Here is an 18,091-nt window from a genome sequence, read left to right as displayed (position 1 = left end):
CCCCAGCTTCACAGACGTGCGCCCGGCGGGGCAATCGGCCCCGCCGGGCGCACGGTTGGAGGCTTCCCCCTAGTCGCGGACCGCCACGCGCTCCGCTTCCGCCTCCGCCACGGTGGACCTGGCGACCACGAGGGACTGCTGGGTACGCCGGCCGCGGAGGCCGGTGAGGGTGATCAGCAGACCTGCCGCCGCGACACCCGTGACGACCATGAAGCCCGGCCGGTAGCTGTCCAGGACGGCCTGCGCGGTGGCGTGCGCGGGGGCGTTCGCGGTCACCACGGCGGTGACCACCGCCAGGAAGATCGCGCCGCCCACCTGCACCGAGGTGTTGAGCAGACCGGAGACCATGCCCTGCTCGTGGTCCTCGACCCCGTTGGTGGCCTGGATGTTGAGCGAGGGGAAGACCAGCGCGCAGGCCGCGCCGATCAGCAGCATGGACGGCAGGATCACGGCCGCGTACACCGGGTCGAGGTCGACGCGCAGGAACAGCGCGTAGCCGAGGACCATGAGGGCGAAACCGGTCGCGATCAGGCGCGGAGTGCCGAACCGGTCGACGATCGCACCGACCTTGGTGGAGGACACCGCCACCAGCGCGCCCGCCGGCAGGAACGCCAGCGCCGTGTGCAGCGCCGACCAGCCCAGCAGGGACTGCATGTACAGCGTGGTCAGGAACTGGAAGCCGACGTAGCTGCCGAAGAAGGCGATCGCGCCGAGCTGGGCGCGGACCTGGCTGCCCGAGCGCAGCACACCCAGCCGGATCAGCGGGCTCGGCGAACGCCGTTCGACCAGGACGAAGGCGGTGAGCAGCACCGCGACGGCGAGGAAGGACAGCAGCGTGCGGGCCGAGGCCCAGCCGGCGTCGGGTGCCTGGACGACGGTGAAGACCAGCAGCAGCATCGCCGCGGTGCCGAGGACGGCGCCGGGGATGTCGTAGCCGTCGTGGGTCTCCTCGCGGGCGCTGCGCGGCAGCAGCCGCAGGCCGGCGAGCAGCGCGAGGAGGGCGATCGGGGCGGGCAGCAGCATGGTGAAGCGCCAGCTGGCCTCGGTGAGCAGGCCCGAGAGCACCAGGCCCATGGAGAAGCCGGTGGCGGCGCAGGTGGTGTAGATGGAGAGGGCGCGGTTGCGCAGCGGACCCTCGGGGAAGGTCGTGGTGATGATCGACAGTCCGGCCGGGGCCGTGAAGGCCGCGCTCAGACCCTTGACGAACCGGCTGGCGATCAGCAGCGGACCCGAGTCCACGAGCCCGCCGAGCAGCGAGGCGAGCGCGAAGACACCGAGGGCGACGAGGAACACCTGACGCCGGCCGAGCAGGTCGGCGGTGCGGCCGCCGAGGAGGAGCAGGCCGCCGTAGCCCAGGATGTAGCCGCTGACGATCCATTGCAGCGTCGAGGTGGACAGGTGCAGGTCGGAGCCGATGGACGGCAGCGCGACGCCGACCATCGACACGTCCAGCGCGTCCAGGAACATCGCCGCGCAGAGCACCAGCAGGGTGCCCCACAGCCGGGGGGTCCAGCGAACCGCCGGGGACGGTGCCGTGGAGTGGGTGAGCGGAGAGGTCATGCCGACGACACTACATGCGCATGCATGAGATGCAAATGCATTTAATTCCGATGCAATAATCTTGCTTCTCTGCTACGGTGCGCCCATGGCGTCGAACAGGGCCGAGCAGGCGCTCGTGGAGCAGTGGCGGGACATCCTGGGACTGCATGCCCGCACCCAGTGCGAGCTGGACCGGGCCCTGCACGGACACGGCCTGTGTGCCAGCGACTTCGAGGTCCTCGACCTGCTGGCCGAGGGCGCGGCGGCGGACGGCGGCTGCGCCTACCGCGTGCAGGAGATCTCCGAGCGCGTCCATCTCAGCCAGAGCGCGCTGTCCCGGCTGATCGGGCGCCTGGAGAAGGACGGCCTGGTCGAGCGCGCCATGTGCGCCGAGGACCGGCGCGGGGTCCGGGTGGCGCTCACACCGAAGGGGCGCGCGCTGCACGGCGAGGTACGGCCGGTGCAGCGCGCGGTGCTGACCCGGATGCTGACCGAGGGCGACTGACCCGACGTCAGATCCCGCTCTTCTCCTGCCAGAGGGCGGCGAGGGAGCGGTCACCGGACACGTTCGGCACGGGCCTGCGGTTCCACAGCGCAAGGTACAACTCGTCGGCCGGACCGGACAGTTCGGCTTCCGCCTCCCCGCTCTCCGCCCGCACGGTCACCGGCGGCTCGGGCGTCAGCCGTACGGTCCACACCGCGTCCGGCCCCGCGTCCAGCGCCCGCACCCGCAGCAGGCGCGGCTCGTCGGTACGGACGCGGCTCCTGGGGCGGGCGTGGAAGCCGCGCAGCAGTTCGTCGATGCCGTCCACCGCGAAGTCCGCCCTGACCGGCGAGGCCGTACCGCCCCGTGCGGCCTCGGCGTCGTACCGGTGGACGGTCGTCTCGTGCGCCTGGCGCCGGGTCCAGAACGCCAGCGGTGAGGGGTTGGGCGCCGGGTGGAAGGTCCAGCACTCGAGGTCGGCGGGCGCGGCGGCCAGCGTGTCGACCAGCAGGCGGTGACTGTCCCGGTACCAGTCCACCAGTTCGTCACCGTCCAGGTCCGGCAGGTCGCCGAAGGGGCGGGGTTCCGTGTGCCCCTCGGCGACGAGGGCCGCGGCCCACCGGTGCACCGCGCCGGTGTGCCGCAGCAGGTCGCGCACCTGCCACTCCGGGCAGGTCGGCACCTTGGCATCGGTCCCGGCCGCGGCGGCGGCCGCCGCGAGCAACCGGCCCTCCCGGTCCAGGGTCTGAAGGAAGTCGGCAGTGTCCATGGGGGTGAGTGTGCCCGATGGGTGTGCTCGCGGGGCCGGCAATTTCCACGCGGCGCCGGCCGGGCCCGCCGGCCGGGGCCGGGCGATGGTGTCTTCCCGGTGCGCCGAAGGTCGCGGCCGCCGATGCCGGCCGTGGCCTCAGGCGCCCATCGTCCGCCGCGTGCACACCCCGATGGCCGTGGCGACGGCAGCCAGGGCCGCCACGCTGGTGAGTGCGGCCGGCAGGGAGAACCAGTCGGCCATGAACCCGATCGCGGGCGGCCCGAGCAGCATGCCGCCGTAGCCGAACGTCGAGGCGACGGCCACGCCGGACGGGCCGGTCAGCGCGCCCGCCCGCTCCACGGCGACCGGGAACAGGTTGGCGAGCCCGAGCCCGGTGACCGCGAAGCCGATCAGCGCGGCCCACACGGACGGCGCGAGGGAGCCGAGCAGCATGCCCACCGCCGCGACGGTGCCGCCGGTGATCACCGTGCGGGCGCGGCCGAGGCGCTCCAGGAGGGTCGTGCCGGTCGCCCGGCCCGCGGTCATGGCCAGCGCGAAACACGCGTACCCGGCCGCCGCCACGCCGGACGACGCCGCGAGGTCCTGCTGCAGGTGGAGCGCGCCCCAGTCGGCCATGGCCCCTTCGCCGTAGGCGGTGCACAGCGCGATCAGCCCGAAGACGACGACCAGTCCGCGGCCGCCCGGCCGCCGCGCCGCGGTACGGTGCGCCGCCGGGGGCGGGGAGGGCGCGCGGTCCGCCGGGACGGGCGGCTCCTGCTGCAGCAGGACGCGCCCGGCGACGGCCGTGACGAGGAGCCCGATCAGGGTGAGGCCGAACAGATGCCGCGTGGGGGAGAGCGCACCGGCGACCAGTCCGCCGAGACCGGCGCCGATCATGCCGCCGAGGCTGAACGCGGCATGGAACGACGGCATGATCGGCCTCCGCAGCGCGGCCACCAGATCGACGGCGGCGCTGTTGAAGGCGACGTTGATACCGCCGTAGGCGGCGCCGAAGACGAGGAGTACGGCGCCGAGGGCGGGCGCGGAGTGGGTCAGCGGGGGCAGGCTGACGCTGAGGGAGAGCAGGACGGCGCAGACCACGGTGACCGGATGGCTGCCGTAGCGGCGGCAGAGCCGACCGGTCAGCGTCATCGTGATGACGGCGCCCGCGGAGACGCCCAGGAGGGCGAGGCCCAGGGCGCCGGCCGAGGAGTCGGTCTGCTGTTTGATGGCGGGGATGCGGACCACCCAGCCCGCGAAGACGAAGCCGTCGAGGGCGAAGAAGGCGGTGAGTGCGATGCGGAGCCGGGCGAGATCGCGGCTGCCACCCGGCACGACGCTGTGCGTTCGGGGTTTGTTTATTTGCGGCACAAAGTCAGGCTAGGCGGGGTGCGGGGATGGGGCAAGCGAAATGCCGGAGGGGTGCGGCGACCCGGCGGCGTGATGGAGGCGAGGGGTGCGAGGGAGGCGTACACCGGGCGCGTTCGCGCCGGTGTCCTGCGCGGTGGGCGGGGCGCGGAGGTGGGCCAGGGTGGCGCCGTGCCCTCCCGTCTGCGTGGGCCTCGGCTCGGCGGACTCCGTGCCCGCCCTGGATCGGGCGGACTCAACTCCCTTGGCGGTCGGCCGGGAACGTCTGTGTCCCTTGGCGTCGGCACCGCGCCCGGCAGTGGTGACCAGCCCGACCCGGTGTCGCTCAGGACCGGAGCCCGACTGCCCGAGAACCGGCCCGATATGCCCCGGCCTGCGCCTACTTGTGCTCGCTCGGGCAGGCGACGCCGCCAACGCGACGGGAGGTCATGCCATGTTCGGCGGCCTCCTCGGCGGGCCATGCCCGTTCCGCGGTCGGATACAGGTCGGTTAATGCTTGCTCACGACCTGGTTGCCGACGGGTGAGCGGGCCATGATGGGCCCATGACGTTGGCCTCGCGCGCGCTCGCGCAACTGGCGACCTGGCCCGACCTGAGCCAGGCGGTCCCGAGCTGCGGTCAGGGACAGGCGGTGAGTTCGGCCCAGGGCGAGATCGCCCACTTCCACTCGGACCGCGACGTGGATCTGCGGCTGACCGACCGGGCGATCCGGCGGTTCGCCAAGGACCTCAGGGACGTGGGCGCGATCAGGATCGTGCCCGGTTCCCAGTGGGTGACCCTGCGCCTCGACGCGGCGAGCGACGTCGACCTGCTGCTCACCCTGGTGAGCGTGGCGCTCCAGGCCCAGCAGACCTGGCCCGACCCGCTCGACCGGCCTCCGGTGGGCTGCAACGACCAGCGGGGCGCGGGGTTCGTGAAGGCCGACCACGGCGGCCTCTGAGCCCACGCCTGCGACGAGTCGCCCGTCACACGGCGACGACCCGGACGCCCGCCTCCTCGAAGCGGCGCACCGTCTCCTGCCCCACCGCCGTGTCGGTCACGAGCGTGTCCACCAGCTCCGCCCCGCAGATCCGGGCGAACGCCCGCTGGCCCAGCTTGCTGGAGTCCGCGGCGACCACCACCCGCTCGGCGCGCTCGCACAGCAGCCGGTTGATCGCGGCCTCCGCCTCGTCATGGGCCGCCGCGCCGTGCGTGACGTCGAAAGCGACGACTCCGAGCACCGCCACGTCGAGCGTGATCTGACCGAGTACCCCGTCCGCGAGCGGGCCGATCAGCTCGTAGGACTGCGGGCGCGCCACACCGCCCGTCACCACGATCTTGAACTGGGGCCGCACGGCGAGCTCGTTGGCGATGTTGAGCGCGTTGGTGACGATGGTCAGCGCGGGCGATCCGGTGGACAGATCGCCGCGCACGGCCAGGGCGCGGGCCACCTCCGTGGTGGTCGTGCCGCCGGTCAGCCCCACCGCCTCGCCCGGCGCGACGAGTTCGGCCACGGCCTTGGCGATGCGCTGCTTCTCCGAGGCGCGACGAGCCGTCTTGTAGCGCAGCGGGAGTTCGTACGACACCCCGTGCACCACCGCGCCGCCCCGGGTGCGCACCAGCATCTGCTGCTCGGCGAGCTGGTCGAAGTCCCGGCGGATCGTCGCCGCCGACACCTCCAGCTCGGCCGCCGCCTCCTCCACCTCCAGCCGGCCGCGCTCGACGAGCAGTTCCAGCAGCGCCTTCCAGCGGGCGTCCCGGGACATCCGCAGCCTCCGTTCCGAAGTGTTCCCGGTGACCCTAGCGCACCTGACTCTGCGCACGAATGCTTGATTGTGCTCGAAAGCTCGCTATACCTTGCAGGAACAATCAGCAAGCTGAATCAGCAAGGGGGAGGGTGTGGGCATGACCCATGTCGAGAACGAGCTGAACAGCCAGCCGGAGTGCTGGATACGGGCGGCCGAGGAGGCGGGGCGGCACCGGGACGCGCTGCCGGGGCGGGGGGAGCGGGTCGCGATCGTGGGGTGCGGGACCTCGTACTTCATGGCGCAGGCGGTGGCCGGTCTGCGCGAGGCCGCCGGACAGGGCGAGACCGACGCGTTCGCGGCCTCCGAGTTCCCGTACGGGCGCGTCTACGACCGGGTGGTGGCCCTCACCCGCTCCGGCACCACCACCGAAGTGCTGCAACTGCTGGGCGAGTTGAGGGGGACGACCCGGACCACCGCCGTCATAGGCGACCCGGACACCCCGGTGACGTCGGCCGCCGACGACCTCGTGGTGCTGGACTTCGCCGACGAACGCTCCGTCGTCCAGACCCGGTTCGCCACCACCGCCCTCACCCTCCTGCGCGCCCATGTCGGCCTGCACACCGACTCCGTCGTCACCGACGCCCGTACGGCCCTGTCCACTCCTCTTCCCGAGGAACTCGTCGCCTGCAAGCAGTTCACCTTCCTCGGGCGCGGCTGGACCGTCGGGCTCGCGAGCGAGGCCGGGCTGAAGATGCGCGAGGCCTCGCTGTCCTGGACCGAGGCGTATCCGGCGATGGAGTACCGGCACGGCCCGATCAGCATCACCACCGAGGGCAGGGCGACCTGGATGCTCGGCGCGGCACCCGACGGCCTCGACCGGCAGGTCCGGGCCACCGGCGGACTGTGGGTCGGCGGCACACTCGACCCGCTCGCCGAACTCGTCCGCGTCCAGCGGCTCGCGGTCGCCGTCGCCGCAGCCCGCGGCCTCGACCCCGACCAGCCGCGCCATCTCACCCGCTCGGTGATCCTCGCCCCCTGAGACCCGACCCGCGCCCGGAAGGACACCGCACGTGCCCCTCACGTCCACCGGCGAGCTGGTGACCGCCGCCGCCGGGACCAGATCCGCCGTCGCCGCCTTCAACGTCATCACCCTCGAGCACGTCGAGGCCGTCATCGCCGGCGCCGAGTCGGCCGGCGCGCCGGTCGTGCTCCAGGTCAGCGAGAACGCCGTCAAGTTCCGCTACGGGCGGCTGCTGCCGCTGGCCCGGGCCGCCGTTGCCGCGGCCGAACGCGCCACCGTTCCCGTGGCGTTGCACCTCGACCATGTGCAGAGCGACCACCTGCTGCGCCAGGCGACCGACGCCGGGTTCAGCTCGGTGATGTACGACGCGGCCCGGCTGCCGTACGCCGACAACCTCTGTGCCACCCGGGCCGCCGCCGACTGGGCGCACGCCCAGGGCCTGTGGATCGAGGCCGAGTTGGGTCAGATCGGCGGCAAGGACGGCCGGCTCCCGCTGGACGCGCACGCGCCCGGCGCCCGCACCGACCCTGACCAGGCCCGCGACTTCGTGGCCCGCACCGGTGTCGACGCGCTCGCCGTCGCCGTCGGCAGTGTGCACGCGATGACCACCCGCACCGCCGCGCTCGACCACGGCCTGCTCAAACGGCTGTCCGCCGCGCTGTCCGTCCCCCTCGTCCTGCACGGCTCCTCCGGGGTCCCGGACGACGGCCTGGTCGCGGCGGTGGCCGGCGGCATCGCCAAGGTCAACGTCGGCACGGCGCTGAACGCCGCCATGACCGGCGCGATCCGCGAGTTCCTCGCGGCGCATCCGGAAGCCGTCGACTCCCGTACGTACCTGAGCGTGGGGCGGGAGGCGATGGCAGGGGAGGTGCGGCGGATCATCGGCGTCCTGTCAACGAGGGACTAGCCCCTCTTGACGGCCCTCAGGACCACGAACTTCGGGTCGGAGGCGACCAGTTCACTGTTACCGAACAGTCGCCTCAGCTTCACGTGATACCCCAGATGCCGGTTCCCGATCACCCACAGGTCACCCCCCGGCCGGAGCGCGCGGCGCGCCCCCGTGAACATCCGCCACGCCGTCGTGTCGCTCGTGGCCTGGTGGGAGTGGAACGGCGGGTTGTTCAGGACGAGGTCCACACTGCCGGGCGCCACCCCGGCCAGCCCGTCGCCGACCCGGAACTCCGCGTGCCCGGGCACCCCGTTGGCCTTGTAGGTCGCCTCCGCCGAGGCCACCGCCTGGAAGGACTCGTCCACGAACAGCACCTCGGCCGCCGGATCGGCGAGCGCCATCGCCGTACCGACGACGCCGTTGCCGCACCCGAGGTCCACCACCCGGCCCGCGCCCGGTCCGGGCAGGTGCTGCAGGAAGAAGCGGGTGCCGATGTCGAGGCGGTCGGCGCAGAAGACCCCGGCGTGGTTGACGACCGTGCGCCCGGAGACGACGCCGATGCCGTCCGGGAGCGCGTAGCTGTACGGCCACGGGTTCGGCGGCCGCTCCAGCGCCGGGTCCGGGGTGCAGAAGATCAGCCGGGCCTTCTGCTGCGCGTGCGAGGTCCGGGTCGGGCCGAGGATCCGCTCGAACAACTGCAGCGTGGAGGTGTGGATCTCCTTCACCATCCCGGTGCCGACGACCACCGTGCCGGCGTGCACGGCGGGCGCCAGCCGCAGCAGCTGGTCCTCCAGCAGCGCCAGGCTCTTCGGCACCCGCACCAGCAGCACGTCCACCCGATCCGGCGGCGGATCCTGGGTGGTCAGCAACTGGACGCGACCGGGCTCGACACCGGCCCGCGCCAGATTCGCCCGGGTCGCCTCCTGGCCCAGGAAGGAGTCGGTGATCTGCGCCGGCCGGTGCTCCGCGAGCGCCGTCGCCAGCGCCCCCCAGCGGTCCCCGACCACCACGACCGAGCCCGTGAGCGGCACCCCCTCCTCGGCCAGGTGGCGCAGCAGGTACGCGTCGGAGGCGTCCCAGGCGCGCAGCCGGTCGCGGGGATCCTCGGGGAAGCGGGACAGCTCTGCCTCGCCCCACGGTGTCGTCATACGGTCGCTCATCGTGCCTCCCAGGCTAGCGGAGCCGCAGCTCAGCACTGGTGGGGCAGGATGGGTGCATGGAGGACGAGCTGTTTGCCCGGGAGCGCGCGGAGGTCGCGCCGGGCGCCGTGCACGTCCCGGACTGGCTGGACAGCGTCGGGCAGCGCGAGCTGCTGGCCGCCTGCCGCCAGTGGGCGCGGCCGCCCGCCGGACTGCGCACCGTCCGCACCCCGGGCGGCGGCACGATGACCGCCCGGCAGGTCTGCCTCGGCCGGCACTGGTACCCGTACGGCTACGCCCGCACGGCCGTCGACGGCGACGGCGCGCCGGTGAAGCCGTTCCCGGCCTGGCTCGGCGCGCTGGGCCGCCGCGCCGCCGCCACCGCGCTGGGCCCGCAGGAGCCGTACGCCTACGACATCGCGCTGATCAACTTCTACGACGGCGACGCCCGCATGGGCATGCACCGCGACAGCGACGAGAAGGCGGACGCGCCGGTGGTGTCGCTGAGCCTGGGCGACACCTGTGTCTTCCGGTTCGGGAACACCGAGACGCGGGGCAAGCCCTACACGGATGTCGAGTTGCGCAGCGGCGATCTGTTCGTGTTCGGCGGGCCGTCGCGGCTCGCCTACCACGGGGTTCCGCGGGTGTACGGGGGCACCGCGCCGACCGGGTTGGGCCTGTCCGGTCGGCTGAACATCACACTTCGGGTCAGCGGCCTGTAGGCCGCCGCACCTGGGGATCATGGGAGACTCGCCCTCATGAGCGGCAAGGCGGACCCCGGGACGGCAGGGGAGAGGACCACCTCGAGGGCGCGACTGGACCGGGGGCGCGGAGCGCTCGGACCCGCGCTGGAGCTGGTGCACACCGGACGGGCGCCGACCCGGGCCGTGCTCACCGCGGAACTCGGGGTGACCCGGGCGACGGCCGGCGCGGTGGCCGCCGAGCTGGAGGCGCTCGGGCTGATCCGGGTGGACGCCCGGCCGGGCGCCGCGGCCGGCTCCCAGGGCCGCCCCTCGCACCGGCTGCAGGTCGCCGAGGACGGCCCGGTGGCGCTCGCCGCACAGGTCCACGCCGACGGTTTCCGGGCCGCGCTGGTCGGCCTCGGCGGGCGGATCGTGGCCACCGCGCCCGGCTGCGAGACCGTCGACGCCGACCCGGCGAAGGTGCTCGGCTCGGTGGTGGAAGCGGGCGCTGAACTGCTGCGCACGACCGGCCGCCGGTGTGTCGGCGCCGGGCTCGCCGTACCGTCCGCCGTGGCCGAACCCGACGGCCTCGCCCTCAACCCGCTGCACCTGGCCTGGCCGGTCGGCGCACCCGTCCGGCGGATCTTCGCGGAGTGCGTGCGCGCGGCGGGCCTCACCGGTCCGGCCTTCGCGGGCAACGACGTCAACCTCGCCGCCCTCGCCGAACACCGGCACGGCGCCGGCCGGGGCGCCCGGGACCTGCTGTGCGTGGCCACCGGGCACCGCGGTGTCGGCGGCGCCCTGGTGCTGGACGGCCGCCTGCACACCGGGAGTTCGGGCCTCGCGCTGGAGGTCGGCCATCTCACGGTCAACCCGGAGGGCCGCCCCTGCCACTGCGGCAGCCGCGGCTGTCTGGACGTCGAGGCCGACCCGCTGGCGCTGCTGGTCGAGGCGGGCCGCGAGCCGGGCCCCGAGGTGTCGTTGCTCCAACAGGCCAACGACCTGCTGCGCAGCCAGTACGACGACCCGCTCGTCCGCACGGCCGCCGAGGCCCTGATCGACCGTCTGGGCCTGGGCCTGGCCGGACTGGTCAACATTCTCAACCCCGACCGCATCATCCTCGGCGGCCTCCACCGCACCCTCCTGGACGCCGATCCCGGCCGGCTCCGCGCGGTGGTCGCCGACCGCAGCCTGTGGGGCCAGAGCGGCGGCGTGCCCATCCTGCCCTGCACCCTGGACCACAACAGCCTGGTGGGAGCTGCCGAACTGGCCTGGCAGCCGGTCCTGGACGACCCGCTGGGGGCGCTGCGCTGACGGCGGTCCCGGCGCCCCCGGTGGGACCGCGCGGTCACCCGTCAGGGCGGCCGGGAAAAGCCCCGGACGGCAGGGCAGGAGTCACCTCCGGAACGGGAACGATCGCCCTTGCGCACAGGGTTGGAATGCACGTGAAGGCCGCCGGAGAACCCCCGGCCGAGCCTGCCGGGGGACAGGAGCTCACCGCCAGTCGACCGCGAAGGCCCGCCCCGGATGCTCGGTGAGGATCCGGCCCGTCAACTCCGCACCCAGCTCCGCCGCAAGCCGCGGCCGGACCCTGTCCAGCAGATGGCGCATACCGGGACCGCCGTCGACCGAGCGGGCCCCGGAGACCACCGTGTCGCCGCCGAGCAGGAGCCGGTCACCGAAGCCGGCCTCCGCCAGGGCCCGTACCGCCTGTGGCATCCGCCAGTCGGTGGCGTGATGGGCGCGGGAGGGCCCGTCGAAGGCGAGCCAGCAGCCCGAGGCGGCGGCCTGCCGCTGCACCACCGGGTCGGGGAAGCGGTTCAGATGACCCAGGATCACCCGGTCGCCGGGCACCTCCAACTCGCCGCACAGCAGGTCGAGTACGTCCAGCGCGGCGGTGCCCAGCTCCAGGTGGACGGCGATGGGCGCACCAGTGGCGTGGTGGGCCTCGGCCGCCGCGGCCATGGTCCGGCGGGCGTGCGCGTCGAGCGCGTGGAAGCCGCCCGCCACCTTGATCAGACCGGCGCGCACCCCGCTCGTGCCGATGCCCTCGGTCAGCTCGGACACGAACAGCTCGGCCAGCCGGCCACGCAGCGAGTCGAGCAACCCCCGGTCGTAGTGCGCGGCTTGGTGCAGTCCGGTGGCGCAGACCAGCCGCACACCGGTGGCCCGGGACAGCTCCGGCAGGTCCGCAGCCCGCCGTCCCATGCCGTACGGCGTCCACTGCACGACGGCCGCTCCGCCCGCCGCCCGGAACGCGGCCAGCTCCGCCCGCGCGGCCGACAGGTCGTTCAGCTCCTGGCCCGGCAACTGCGGGCTGCTCAGGAAGAGATGGTCGTGCGCGTCGCACACGCCCAGCTCCTCGGGCCGGATGTCGCCGAGGACCGTCCGGACGTGGCTCACCACTGCCGCCCGCGCGGCAGCCGCTCCCGGCCGGGCGCGGACAGGTGCAGTACCCGGTAGAGGTCCCCGTCGGCCTTGGGCGTGTCGTGCTCCCAGAGCGAGAAGTGCACCAGCTCCCACGCGCGCGTGTCCACGGCCGCCGCCGCGAGGACGGCGCCGTCCTCCGCCGCCAGCCGCCCGGTCTCGGCCGCCGCGTCCGCCATGAACGCGGCCAACTCCACGCCCTCCGGTACCGGTCGGCGCCGGCGCACGGCGAATGCGGGCGCGGACCCGGCCGCGGTGCCCTCCTCGAACGCCAGGCCCGTCCACTGCCGTATCGCCGGCCGGCCGAAGTCGTTCACGGGCCTCTGGAAGGCGCCGCCCCACAGGAAGCTGTTCATACCCTCCACGGTGTTCCAGAGGTAGAACGGCCCGTACTGGTTCACCGGCGAGCCGTGCACTCCGCGCTCGCGCAGCACGTACGTCTTGATGCCGAGGCCGTCCCAGTCGTCCAGCAGGTGCGCGACGCGGGCGATACGGGAGCGGATGATGCCCATGTCGTAGTCGGCGGGCAGGGTGAACTCGTACTGCATGGCGTGCATGTCCTGCATCCCTTCTCAGACGGGGTGGTCGCAGTTCTCCGGTCCGGGAGTCCGGGGTGCGAGCAGGGAGAGCAGACCGCGCACCCCGGCGTCGAAGGCGGCGGGGGAGCCGGAGGCACGGGCGAGGACATAGCCGCCCTGCACGGTGGCGAGGACCGCCGCGCCGATCTCCTCGCCGTCCAGTGAGGACGCGAACTGCCCCTGCCGCTTGCCCTCTTCGACGACTCCGGCGATCCGCTCCCGGATCCACGCGATCGTCTCGTCCACCGGCGCGCGCAGCTCGTCGCTGGCGACGATGTCCGGGTCCATGGTCAGCCGCCCGATCGGGCAGCCGCGCAGCACGTCACGCTCGCGCAGCAGATACGCCTCGATGCGTTCGTACGGCGTGCCCGGACCGTCCAGAACCTGCTCGGCGGTGGTCCGCAGCTCCTGTGCGGTCCGCCGGATCGCCGCCAGGGCGAGGTCCGGCTTGCCCTTGAAGTGGTGGTACATGCTGCCCTGGCCGGCGCCCGCGCGCTCCAGGATCGCCTTGGGGCTCGTGCCCACGTACCCGCGCTCCCACAGCAGCTCACGGGTGGACTCGATCAGTCGTTCCGAGGTGCTCATGCCTCCACTGTACATACTAGTAGTTACAGAACGCCAGTCCCGCGGAAGCAGCGGCGCGGCCCACCCGTACTCCCGTGGAGGTACGCGCACTGCCGCCGCCCGCACGACGACCCGGACCCCCTGTCGGAGGGAGTCTCGTGGCATCCCCGAAGACCGAGACGAACAACGGAGATGACCCGAGATGCAGACCCTGGCGAACTGGGACGGCGGACCCGGCCCGTGGATCCTGTTCTTCCCGCTGATCTGGGCGGCCGTGGTGGTCGGCGCCGTCACCTTCCTGCGCCGCACGGGCCTGCGCGGACGCGGCGGCCCCTGGCGGCACATGGACGGCTCACGCCCGGCGGGCGACTCGCCGCTCGCGGTCCTCGGCCGCCGCTTCGCCGCCGGCGAGATCGACGAGGACGAGTACTGGCGCCGCCAGTCCGTCCTGGAGGAGCACTTCGGCCGCGCGGGCAAGGGAGGCACGGCATGACCACGACCGCGCTGCGGGCCGCGGCCCGTGTGGTGGACGCGGTGAAGGTGTACGGCGGTGGCGACACCGCCGTACGCGCCCTGGACGGCGTCGACGTCTCCTTTCCCGCCGGACGCTTCACGGCGATCATGGGTCCCTCGGGCTCCGGCAAGTCCACCCTCATGCACTGCGCGGCCGGCCTCGACACACTCACCTCCGGCGCCGCCTGGATCGGCGACACCGAACTCGGCGCGCTGGACGACCGGCGCCTTACCCTGCTGCGCCGCGACCGGGTCGGCTTCGTGTTCCAGGCGTTCAACCTGGTGCCGACGCTGACGGTCGCGGAGAACATCACCCTGCCCCTGGACCTGGCGGGGCGGCGCGGCGACCGGGACTGGATCGATGCGCTCGTCGACGTCGTCGGCCTGCGCAACCGGCTGCACCACCGTCCCTCGGAGCTCTCCGGCGGCCAGCAGCAACGCGTCGCCGTGGCCCGGGCGTTCGCCGGGCGGCCCGACGTGGTCTTCGCCGACGAGCCGACCGGAAACCTCGACTCCCGCTCCGGCACGGAGGTCCTCGGCCTCCTCGGCCGTGCCGTACGGCAGATGGACCGTACGGTCGTGATGGTCACGCACGACCCGGTGGCCGCCGCACACGCCGACGAGGTGCTCTTCCTCGCCGACGGACGGCTGGTCGACCGGATGGAGTCGCCGACCGCGGACCGCGTCCTGGACCGCATGAAAGCCTTCGAGGTGCGGTCATGAACGCCTCGCTCCGGCTCAGCCTCACGTCGCTGCGCGCCCACCGGCGCCGGTTCGCGGGCACCTTCCTCGCCGTCTTCCTCGGGGTCGCCTTCCTCACCGGCACGCTCGTCATGGGCGACACGTTGCGCGCGAGCTTCGGCAGCATGTTCGGCGAGGCCACCAGCGGCACGGACGCCGTCGTACGCGGCGCCGACGCCATCACCACACCGGGCCAGGCCCAGGGCGTACGGCGGCCCGTGGACATCTCGCTGGTCAAGACCGTCGAGCGGATCCCCGGCGTGGCCGCGGCGGCCCCGGACATCCAAGGCGCCGGGCAGCTCGTCGGCTCCGACGGCAAACCGGTCGGCGGCCAGGGACCGCCCACCATCGCCGGCAACTGGATCACCGACCCGCACCTCAACCCGTACCGGCTCGCCGAAGGCCGGGCCCCGGCCGGGTCGGGCGAGGTCGTGGTCAACCGGGGTGCCGCGAAGAAGGGCGGTCTGAAGATCGGTGACACCACGACCCTGCGCACCCCGGACCCCGTGAAGGTCACCGTCGTCGGGCTCGCCACCTTCGGCGGTCAGGACGGCATGGCCCAGGTGACGTACACCGGCATGACCCGGGCCGACGCCGAGAAGTACCTCACCGCGCGGCCCGGCCAGGCGGCGTCCATCGCGGTGCGGGCCGAACCCGGCGTCAGCCAGCAGGACCTGGTCCGGCGGCTGACCCCCGTGCTGCCCAAGGGAGTCGAGGCCATCACCGGTCAGCAGTCGGCGCAGGAGAACACCGACATGATCTCCAGCCAGTTCCTGACCATCTTCACCACCTTCCTGCTCGTGTTCTCCGGCGTCGCCCTCCTCGTCGCCACCTTCTCCATCCACAACACGTTCGCCATCGTGGTGGCCCAACGCACCCGGGAGAACGCCCTGTTGCGTGCCCTCGGCGCGGCCCGTCGCCAGGTGACCGCCGCCGCCCTCACTGAGGCCTGCCTCGTCGCGGTCACCGCCTCCCTCACCGGACTCGCGGGCGGCATCGGCATCGCCGCGGGCCTCCAGGCGCTGTTCCCGGCGATCGGATTCCCGTTCCCCGACGGCGACCTGGTCATCAAGACGCTGTCGATGGTGCTGCCGCTCGCGGTGGGGATCGTGGTCTGCCTGGGCTCCGCGCTCCTGCCGGCCCGGCGCGCCGGACGGACGGCGCCGCTCGCCGCCCTGCGCGAGACGGCCGTCGACGCCTCCGGTGCGTCCCGCATCCGGGGGATCGCCGGGAGCGGCCTCGGCGCGCTGGCGCTCGCCACGACCCTGACCGGCGTCCTCGTCTCCCCGTCCGTGTGGCTGGCGGGCGTCGGCGCGCTGCTCGCCCTGGTGGCGTTCGTCGTCCTCGGCCCGGTCGCCGCCACCACGGCCGTACGGCTGCTCGGCGGGCCCCTGGACCGGCTGCGCGGGGTCACCGGCTCCCTCGCCCGGCGCAACGCCCTGCGCAGCCCGAAGCGGACCGCGGCCACCGCGAGCGCGCTGATGATCGGCGTGGCCGTGGTGTCGCTGTTCACCGTCTTCGGCGCCTCGCTGAAGGCCACGATGGACCGGACGGTGTCCCGGTCCTTCGCCGGCGACGTGGCCGTCAGCAGCCCGTCCTTCGGCGCGGGCGGCAGCGGACTCAGCCCCCGGCTGGCCCCCGCACTCCAACGGCTGCCCCAGGTGGACACGGCCGTCGGACTCGGCCGCGGGGTCGCCGAAGTCGACGGCAGCGGCAGGGCGTTGACCGTCACCGACCCGGCCGCGCTGGCCCGCACCTTCGACCTCGGCACGGTCACCGGCTCCCTGCGGGACCTCGGCACCGATGGCATCGCCATCACCCGCAAGGAGGCCGACCGGCAGCACCTGCGCACCGGCGGCACGGCCCGGCTGACCTTCACCGACGGAAAGACGGAGGACTTCACCGTCCGTGCCGTGTACGGCCAGTCGGAACTCGCCGGCGACTACGTCATCACCCGTGCAGCCTGGGCCCCGCACCGCACCCAGGACGCGGACACCCTGATCGCCGTCACCTTCAGGCACGGGGTGAGCGCCGACGCGGGCAAGGCGGCGGTGCGGAAGGTCGTCGCAGAGTACGGCAACCCGTCCGTGCAGACCCGGCACGAGTACGCGCAGTCGTCGGCGGGCGGCATCGACATGATGCTCACCCTCGTCTACGCGCTGCTCGCCCTCGCCGTGGTCATCGCCCTGCTCGGCATCGCCAACACGCTGACCCTCGCGGTGCACGAACGCACCCGGGAACTCGGCCTGCTGCGGGCCGTCGGCCAGACCCGCGCCCAGCTGCGGGCCATGGTCCGCTGGGAGTCGGTCCTGGTCGCCGCGTTCGGCACGGCCGGCGGCCTCGGGCTCGGTGCCTTCCTGGGCTGGGTGCTGGTGAAGGCCTCCGACGGCGCGAGCGACACCGCGTTCGCCTTCGCCCTCCCGCCCGCGCGCCTCACGGTCGTCGCCCTCGTCGGCCTCACCGCCGGTGCCCTGGCGGGCCTCCGCCCGGCCGCGCGTGCGGCGCGGCTGGACGTCCTGCGGGCCATCGCGACGGAGTGACTGCGTCGCGTTGGCCGGGCGCCTACCCGGTGGGCGGGTGCAGACCGTTCGCGGGTGCGGGTACGTAGGGGCTGGTCGCGCCCACGCGGCGGAGCCGCATATCGATACAGCCCCGCGCCCCGTTGGGGCGCTGCAGTGCCGTCGGCTGCCAGGTTCTGCCGCCGCTGCGGGCAGTTGTGCCGCTGGGGCGGCACAGGTGGGCGCAGCGGCACCCGGCCAGTGCCGGGGGAGCGACCCCACCGCGGCCGGCACCAGCGCCCCGCACCCTGCCTGCGCCGGTGGGCGAGTCATCGTCGCCCCCGGCGCGGGCAGGGTCACCGCCCGGTCAGCCGGGAACGGTTGACCGGGCGGGAGCCTGGGTGCCGGGAGCGGCGGACGCGCTCGCCACGGTCGTCGCGCTCGCCATCGGCGCCGCCGCAACGGGCGCTTCGGCGGTCAGGGTGACCCCGGCCCCGACAGGACTCCCCACCGGTGCCTTGGCCGCCGTGCCGACGCGGACCGGCTCCGGTGCGGGCCGTACCTCGGCGGAGCGGCGCGGGGCACGGGTCGGCCCAGGTCGTACTGCCGCGGGTGCGGACAGCGTGAACCAGACGACCTTGCCGTTCTCGCCGTCCGGCCGCGCACCCCAGCTCTCGCTCACCGCCGCCACCATCGCCAGCCCCCGCCCGCAGGTGGCCAGCGGGCCACCGTCCGGCAGGTCCGCGACGTCGGCCGGCACCGGAAGCCGTGGGTCGTTGTCGCGCACCGAGACCGTCAGTCGGTCCGGAGCCAGCTCCAGCTCGACCGTGCACGACTTGTCGGGTCTGGCATGCCGGTGGACGTTGCTGAGCAGCTCCGTCACACCGAGCGCGGCCCGGTCTGTCAACGCGTCCATGTGCCAGTAGCGCAACTGCGCAGATACGATTCTGCGGACCTGGCCGATCCGCGACGGCAGGGCTTGGAGCTCCACCGTGCAGTGCCTGCTTGGGTGACTGATCACGGCTGCGACTCCCCGATGTAGAGGTCCGAAGGGACCGGAAGAACACGGAGAACAACGGATCCAGCAGGGTGCTTGCGTCCAAACGTCCGCCTGCTGTCGTGGCCGGCGGGCTGGTTCGCAGCGTTATCGCCGGTAAACCCAGAGTGACG

Annotated in this window: 18 protein-coding genes; 9 read left to right on the top strand and 9 right to left on the bottom strand. The window is 73.5% G+C overall.

The window, feature by feature from the left end; all coding sequences use genetic code 11:
• Window positions 1-69: 69 nt before the first annotated feature.
• Window positions 70-1,560 carry an MFS transporter gene (locus ACWC2T_RS13670; protein ID WP_450670539.1) on the bottom strand — a complete coding sequence of 497 codons (1,491 nt, stop codon included), beginning with the start codon at window positions 1,558-1,560 and terminating at the stop codon, window positions 70-72.
• A gap of 85 nt (window positions 1,561-1,645) precedes the next feature.
• Here ACWC2T_RS13670 and ACWC2T_RS13665 point away from each other — a divergent pair, with 85 nt between their 5' ends.
• Window positions 1,646-2,044 (top strand): MarR family winged helix-turn-helix transcriptional regulator, encoded by a 399-nt coding sequence (locus ACWC2T_RS13665; RefSeq protein WP_351205435.1) that lies wholly within the window; start codon window positions 1,646-1,648, stop codon window positions 2,042-2,044.
• Window positions 2,045-2,051: 7 nt separating this feature from the next.
• Here ACWC2T_RS13665 and ACWC2T_RS13660 read toward each other — a convergent pair whose 3' ends face one another.
• The gene (locus ACWC2T_RS13660; protein ID WP_450670538.1) at window positions 2,052-2,792 is read right to left on the bottom strand and encodes a maleylpyruvate isomerase family mycothiol-dependent enzyme; all 741 of its coding nucleotides are present in this window, start codon (window positions 2,790-2,792) and stop codon (window positions 2,052-2,054) included.
• Between the two features lie 138 nt (window positions 2,793-2,930).
• Complete coding sequence (locus tag ACWC2T_RS13655; RefSeq protein WP_450670537.1) at window positions 2,931-4,109, bottom strand: MFS transporter; 1,179 nt, start codon at window positions 4,107-4,109, stop codon at window positions 2,931-2,933.
• 576 nt (window positions 4,110-4,685) lie between these two features.
• Here ACWC2T_RS13655 and ACWC2T_RS13650 point away from each other — a divergent pair.
• On the top strand, window positions 4,686-5,081 hold the full coding sequence (locus tag ACWC2T_RS13650) for a luciferase domain-containing protein (protein ID WP_450670536.1): 396 nt from the start codon (window positions 4,686-4,688) through the stop codon (window positions 5,079-5,081).
• Between the two features lie 25 nt (window positions 5,082-5,106).
• Here ACWC2T_RS13650 and ACWC2T_RS13645 read toward each other — a convergent pair whose 3' ends face one another.
• Window positions 5,107-5,886 (bottom strand): DeoR/GlpR family DNA-binding transcription regulator, encoded by a 780-nt coding sequence (locus ACWC2T_RS13645; protein WP_450670535.1) that lies wholly within the window; start codon window positions 5,884-5,886, stop codon window positions 5,107-5,109.
• Window positions 5,887-6,025: 139 nt separating this feature from the next.
• Between ACWC2T_RS13645 and ACWC2T_RS13640 the strand changes: the two genes are divergently transcribed.
• Entirely contained in the window at window positions 6,026-6,907 is an 882-nt protein-coding gene (locus ACWC2T_RS13640; protein ID WP_450670534.1) for an SIS domain-containing protein, read from the top strand.
• Between the two features lie 31 nt (window positions 6,908-6,938).
• Complete coding sequence (locus tag ACWC2T_RS13635; protein ID WP_450670533.1) at window positions 6,939-7,796, top strand: class II fructose-bisphosphate aldolase; 858 nt, start codon at window positions 6,939-6,941, stop codon at window positions 7,794-7,796.
• On the opposite strand, the gene ACWC2T_RS13630 is transcribed toward ACWC2T_RS13635, so the two are convergent.
• Entirely contained in the window at window positions 7,793-8,926 is a 1,134-nt protein-coding gene (locus ACWC2T_RS13630; RefSeq protein ID WP_450670532.1) for a methyltransferase, read from the bottom strand. The genes ACWC2T_RS13635 and ACWC2T_RS13630 overlap by 4 nt on opposite strands.
• 68 nt (window positions 8,927-8,994) lie before the next feature.
• Between ACWC2T_RS13630 and ACWC2T_RS13625 the strand changes: the two genes are divergently transcribed.
• Both ACWC2T_RS13625 and ACWC2T_RS13620 read left to right on the top strand, forming a co-directional pair.
• Complete coding sequence (locus tag ACWC2T_RS13625; protein WP_450670531.1) at window positions 8,995-9,639, top strand: alpha-ketoglutarate-dependent dioxygenase AlkB family protein; 645 nt, start codon at window positions 8,995-8,997, stop codon at window positions 9,637-9,639.
• A gap of 36 nt (window positions 9,640-9,675) precedes the next feature.
• A complete protein-coding gene (locus tag ACWC2T_RS13620) occupies window positions 9,676-10,914 on the top strand; it encodes an ROK family protein (RefSeq protein ID WP_450670530.1) in 1,239 nt (412 codons plus the stop codon).
• Window positions 10,915-11,094: 180 nt separating this feature from the next.
• Here the strand turns inward: ACWC2T_RS13620 and ACWC2T_RS13615 are convergent, their stop codons facing one another.
• The 3 genes from ACWC2T_RS13615 to ACWC2T_RS13605 are packed head-to-tail and all read right to left on the bottom strand — an operon-like array spanning window position 11,095 to window position 13,190.
• Window positions 11,095-12,003: a phosphotriesterase family protein gene (locus tag ACWC2T_RS13615; protein ID WP_450670529.1), complete on the bottom strand. Its 909-nt coding sequence runs from the start codon at window positions 12,001-12,003 to the stop codon at window positions 11,095-11,097.
• Complete coding sequence (locus ACWC2T_RS13610; protein WP_450670528.1) at window positions 12,000-12,584, bottom strand: DUF4865 family protein; 585 nt, start codon at window positions 12,582-12,584, stop codon at window positions 12,000-12,002. The genes ACWC2T_RS13615 and ACWC2T_RS13610 overlap by 4 nt, the downstream gene beginning before the upstream one ends.
• A gap of 15 nt (window positions 12,585-12,599) precedes the next feature.
• Window positions 12,600-13,190 carry a TetR/AcrR family transcriptional regulator gene (locus tag ACWC2T_RS13605; protein WP_450670527.1) on the bottom strand — a complete coding sequence of 197 codons (591 nt, stop codon included), beginning with the start codon at window positions 13,188-13,190 and terminating at the stop codon, window positions 12,600-12,602.
• A 181-nt stretch (window positions 13,191-13,371) separates the two neighbouring features.
• Here ACWC2T_RS13605 and ACWC2T_RS13600 point away from each other — a divergent pair, with 181 nt between their 5' ends.
• From ACWC2T_RS13600 to ACWC2T_RS13590, 3 genes are read left to right on the top strand one after another with little or no spacing between them, the layout of a single operon-like run.
• Complete coding sequence (locus tag ACWC2T_RS13600; protein ID WP_450670526.1) at window positions 13,372-13,662, top strand: SHOCT domain-containing protein; 291 nt, start codon at window positions 13,372-13,374, stop codon at window positions 13,660-13,662.
• Window positions 13,659-14,405, top strand: a complete 747-nt coding sequence (locus ACWC2T_RS13595; protein ID WP_450670525.1) for an ABC transporter ATP-binding protein — start codon at window positions 13,659-13,661, stop codon at window positions 14,403-14,405. The genes ACWC2T_RS13600 and ACWC2T_RS13595 overlap by 4 nt, the downstream gene beginning before the upstream one ends.
• Window positions 14,402-16,963 (top strand): ABC transporter permease, encoded by a 2,562-nt coding sequence (locus ACWC2T_RS13590; RefSeq protein ID WP_450670524.1) that lies wholly within the window; start codon window positions 14,402-14,404, stop codon window positions 16,961-16,963. Before ACWC2T_RS13595 ends, ACWC2T_RS13590 begins: the two co-directional genes overlap by 4 nt.
• Before the next feature lie 325 nt (window positions 16,964-17,288).
• Here ACWC2T_RS13590 and ACWC2T_RS13585 read toward each other — a convergent pair whose 3' ends face one another.
• A complete protein-coding gene (locus tag ACWC2T_RS13585) occupies window positions 17,289-17,942 on the bottom strand; it encodes an ATP-binding protein (protein WP_450670523.1) in 654 nt (217 codons plus the stop codon).
• Window positions 17,943-18,091: the final 149 nt, after the last annotated feature.

It is taken from the genome of Streptomyces sp. NPDC001393 (assembly GCF_053597455.1).
This window is presented reverse-complemented; position numbering and strand designations above follow the sequence as displayed.

Excerpts from the sequence above, each read along its gene's own strand:
- ACWC2T_RS13670 (WP_450670539.1), bottom strand. The coding sequence starts at position 1,560 with ATGACCTCTCCGCTCACCCACTCCACGGCACCGTCCCCGGCGGTTCGC.
- ACWC2T_RS13665 (WP_351205435.1), top strand. The coding sequence starts at position 1,646 with ATGGCGTCGAACAGGGCCGAGCAGGCGCTCGTGGAGCAGTGGCGGGAC.
- ACWC2T_RS13660 (WP_450670538.1), bottom strand. The coding sequence starts at position 2,792 with ATGGACACTGCCGACTTCCTTCAGACCCTGGACCGGGAGGGCCGGTTG.
- ACWC2T_RS13650 (WP_450670536.1), top strand. The coding sequence starts at position 4,686 with ATGACGTTGGCCTCGCGCGCGCTCGCGCAACTGGCGACCTGGCCCGAC.
- ACWC2T_RS13645 (WP_450670535.1), bottom strand. The coding sequence starts at position 5,886 with ATGTCCCGGGACGCCCGCTGGAAGGCGCTGCTGGAACTGCTCGTCGAG.
- ACWC2T_RS13640 (WP_450670534.1), top strand. The coding sequence starts at position 6,026 with ATGACCCATGTCGAGAACGAGCTGAACAGCCAGCCGGAGTGCTGGATA.
- ACWC2T_RS13630 (WP_450670532.1), bottom strand. The coding sequence starts at position 8,926 with ATGACGACACCGTGGGGCGAGGCAGAGCTGTCCCGCTTCCCCGAGGAT.
- ACWC2T_RS13625 (WP_450670531.1), top strand. The coding sequence starts at position 8,995 with ATGGAGGACGAGCTGTTTGCCCGGGAGCGCGCGGAGGTCGCGCCGGGC.
- ACWC2T_RS13620 (WP_450670530.1), top strand. The coding sequence starts at position 9,676 with ATGAGCGGCAAGGCGGACCCCGGGACGGCAGGGGAGAGGACCACCTCG.
- ACWC2T_RS13610 (WP_450670528.1), bottom strand. The coding sequence starts at position 12,584 with ATGCACGCCATGCAGTACGAGTTCACCCTGCCCGCCGACTACGACATG.
- ACWC2T_RS13605 (WP_450670527.1), bottom strand. The coding sequence starts at position 13,190 with ATGAGCACCTCGGAACGACTGATCGAGTCCACCCGTGAGCTGCTGTGG.
- ACWC2T_RS13600 (WP_450670526.1), top strand. The coding sequence starts at position 13,372 with ATGCAGACCCTGGCGAACTGGGACGGCGGACCCGGCCCGTGGATCCTG.
- ACWC2T_RS13595 (WP_450670525.1), top strand. The coding sequence starts at position 13,659 with ATGACCACGACCGCGCTGCGGGCCGCGGCCCGTGTGGTGGACGCGGTG.
- ACWC2T_RS13590 (WP_450670524.1), top strand. The coding sequence starts at position 14,402 with ATGAACGCCTCGCTCCGGCTCAGCCTCACGTCGCTGCGCGCCCACCGG.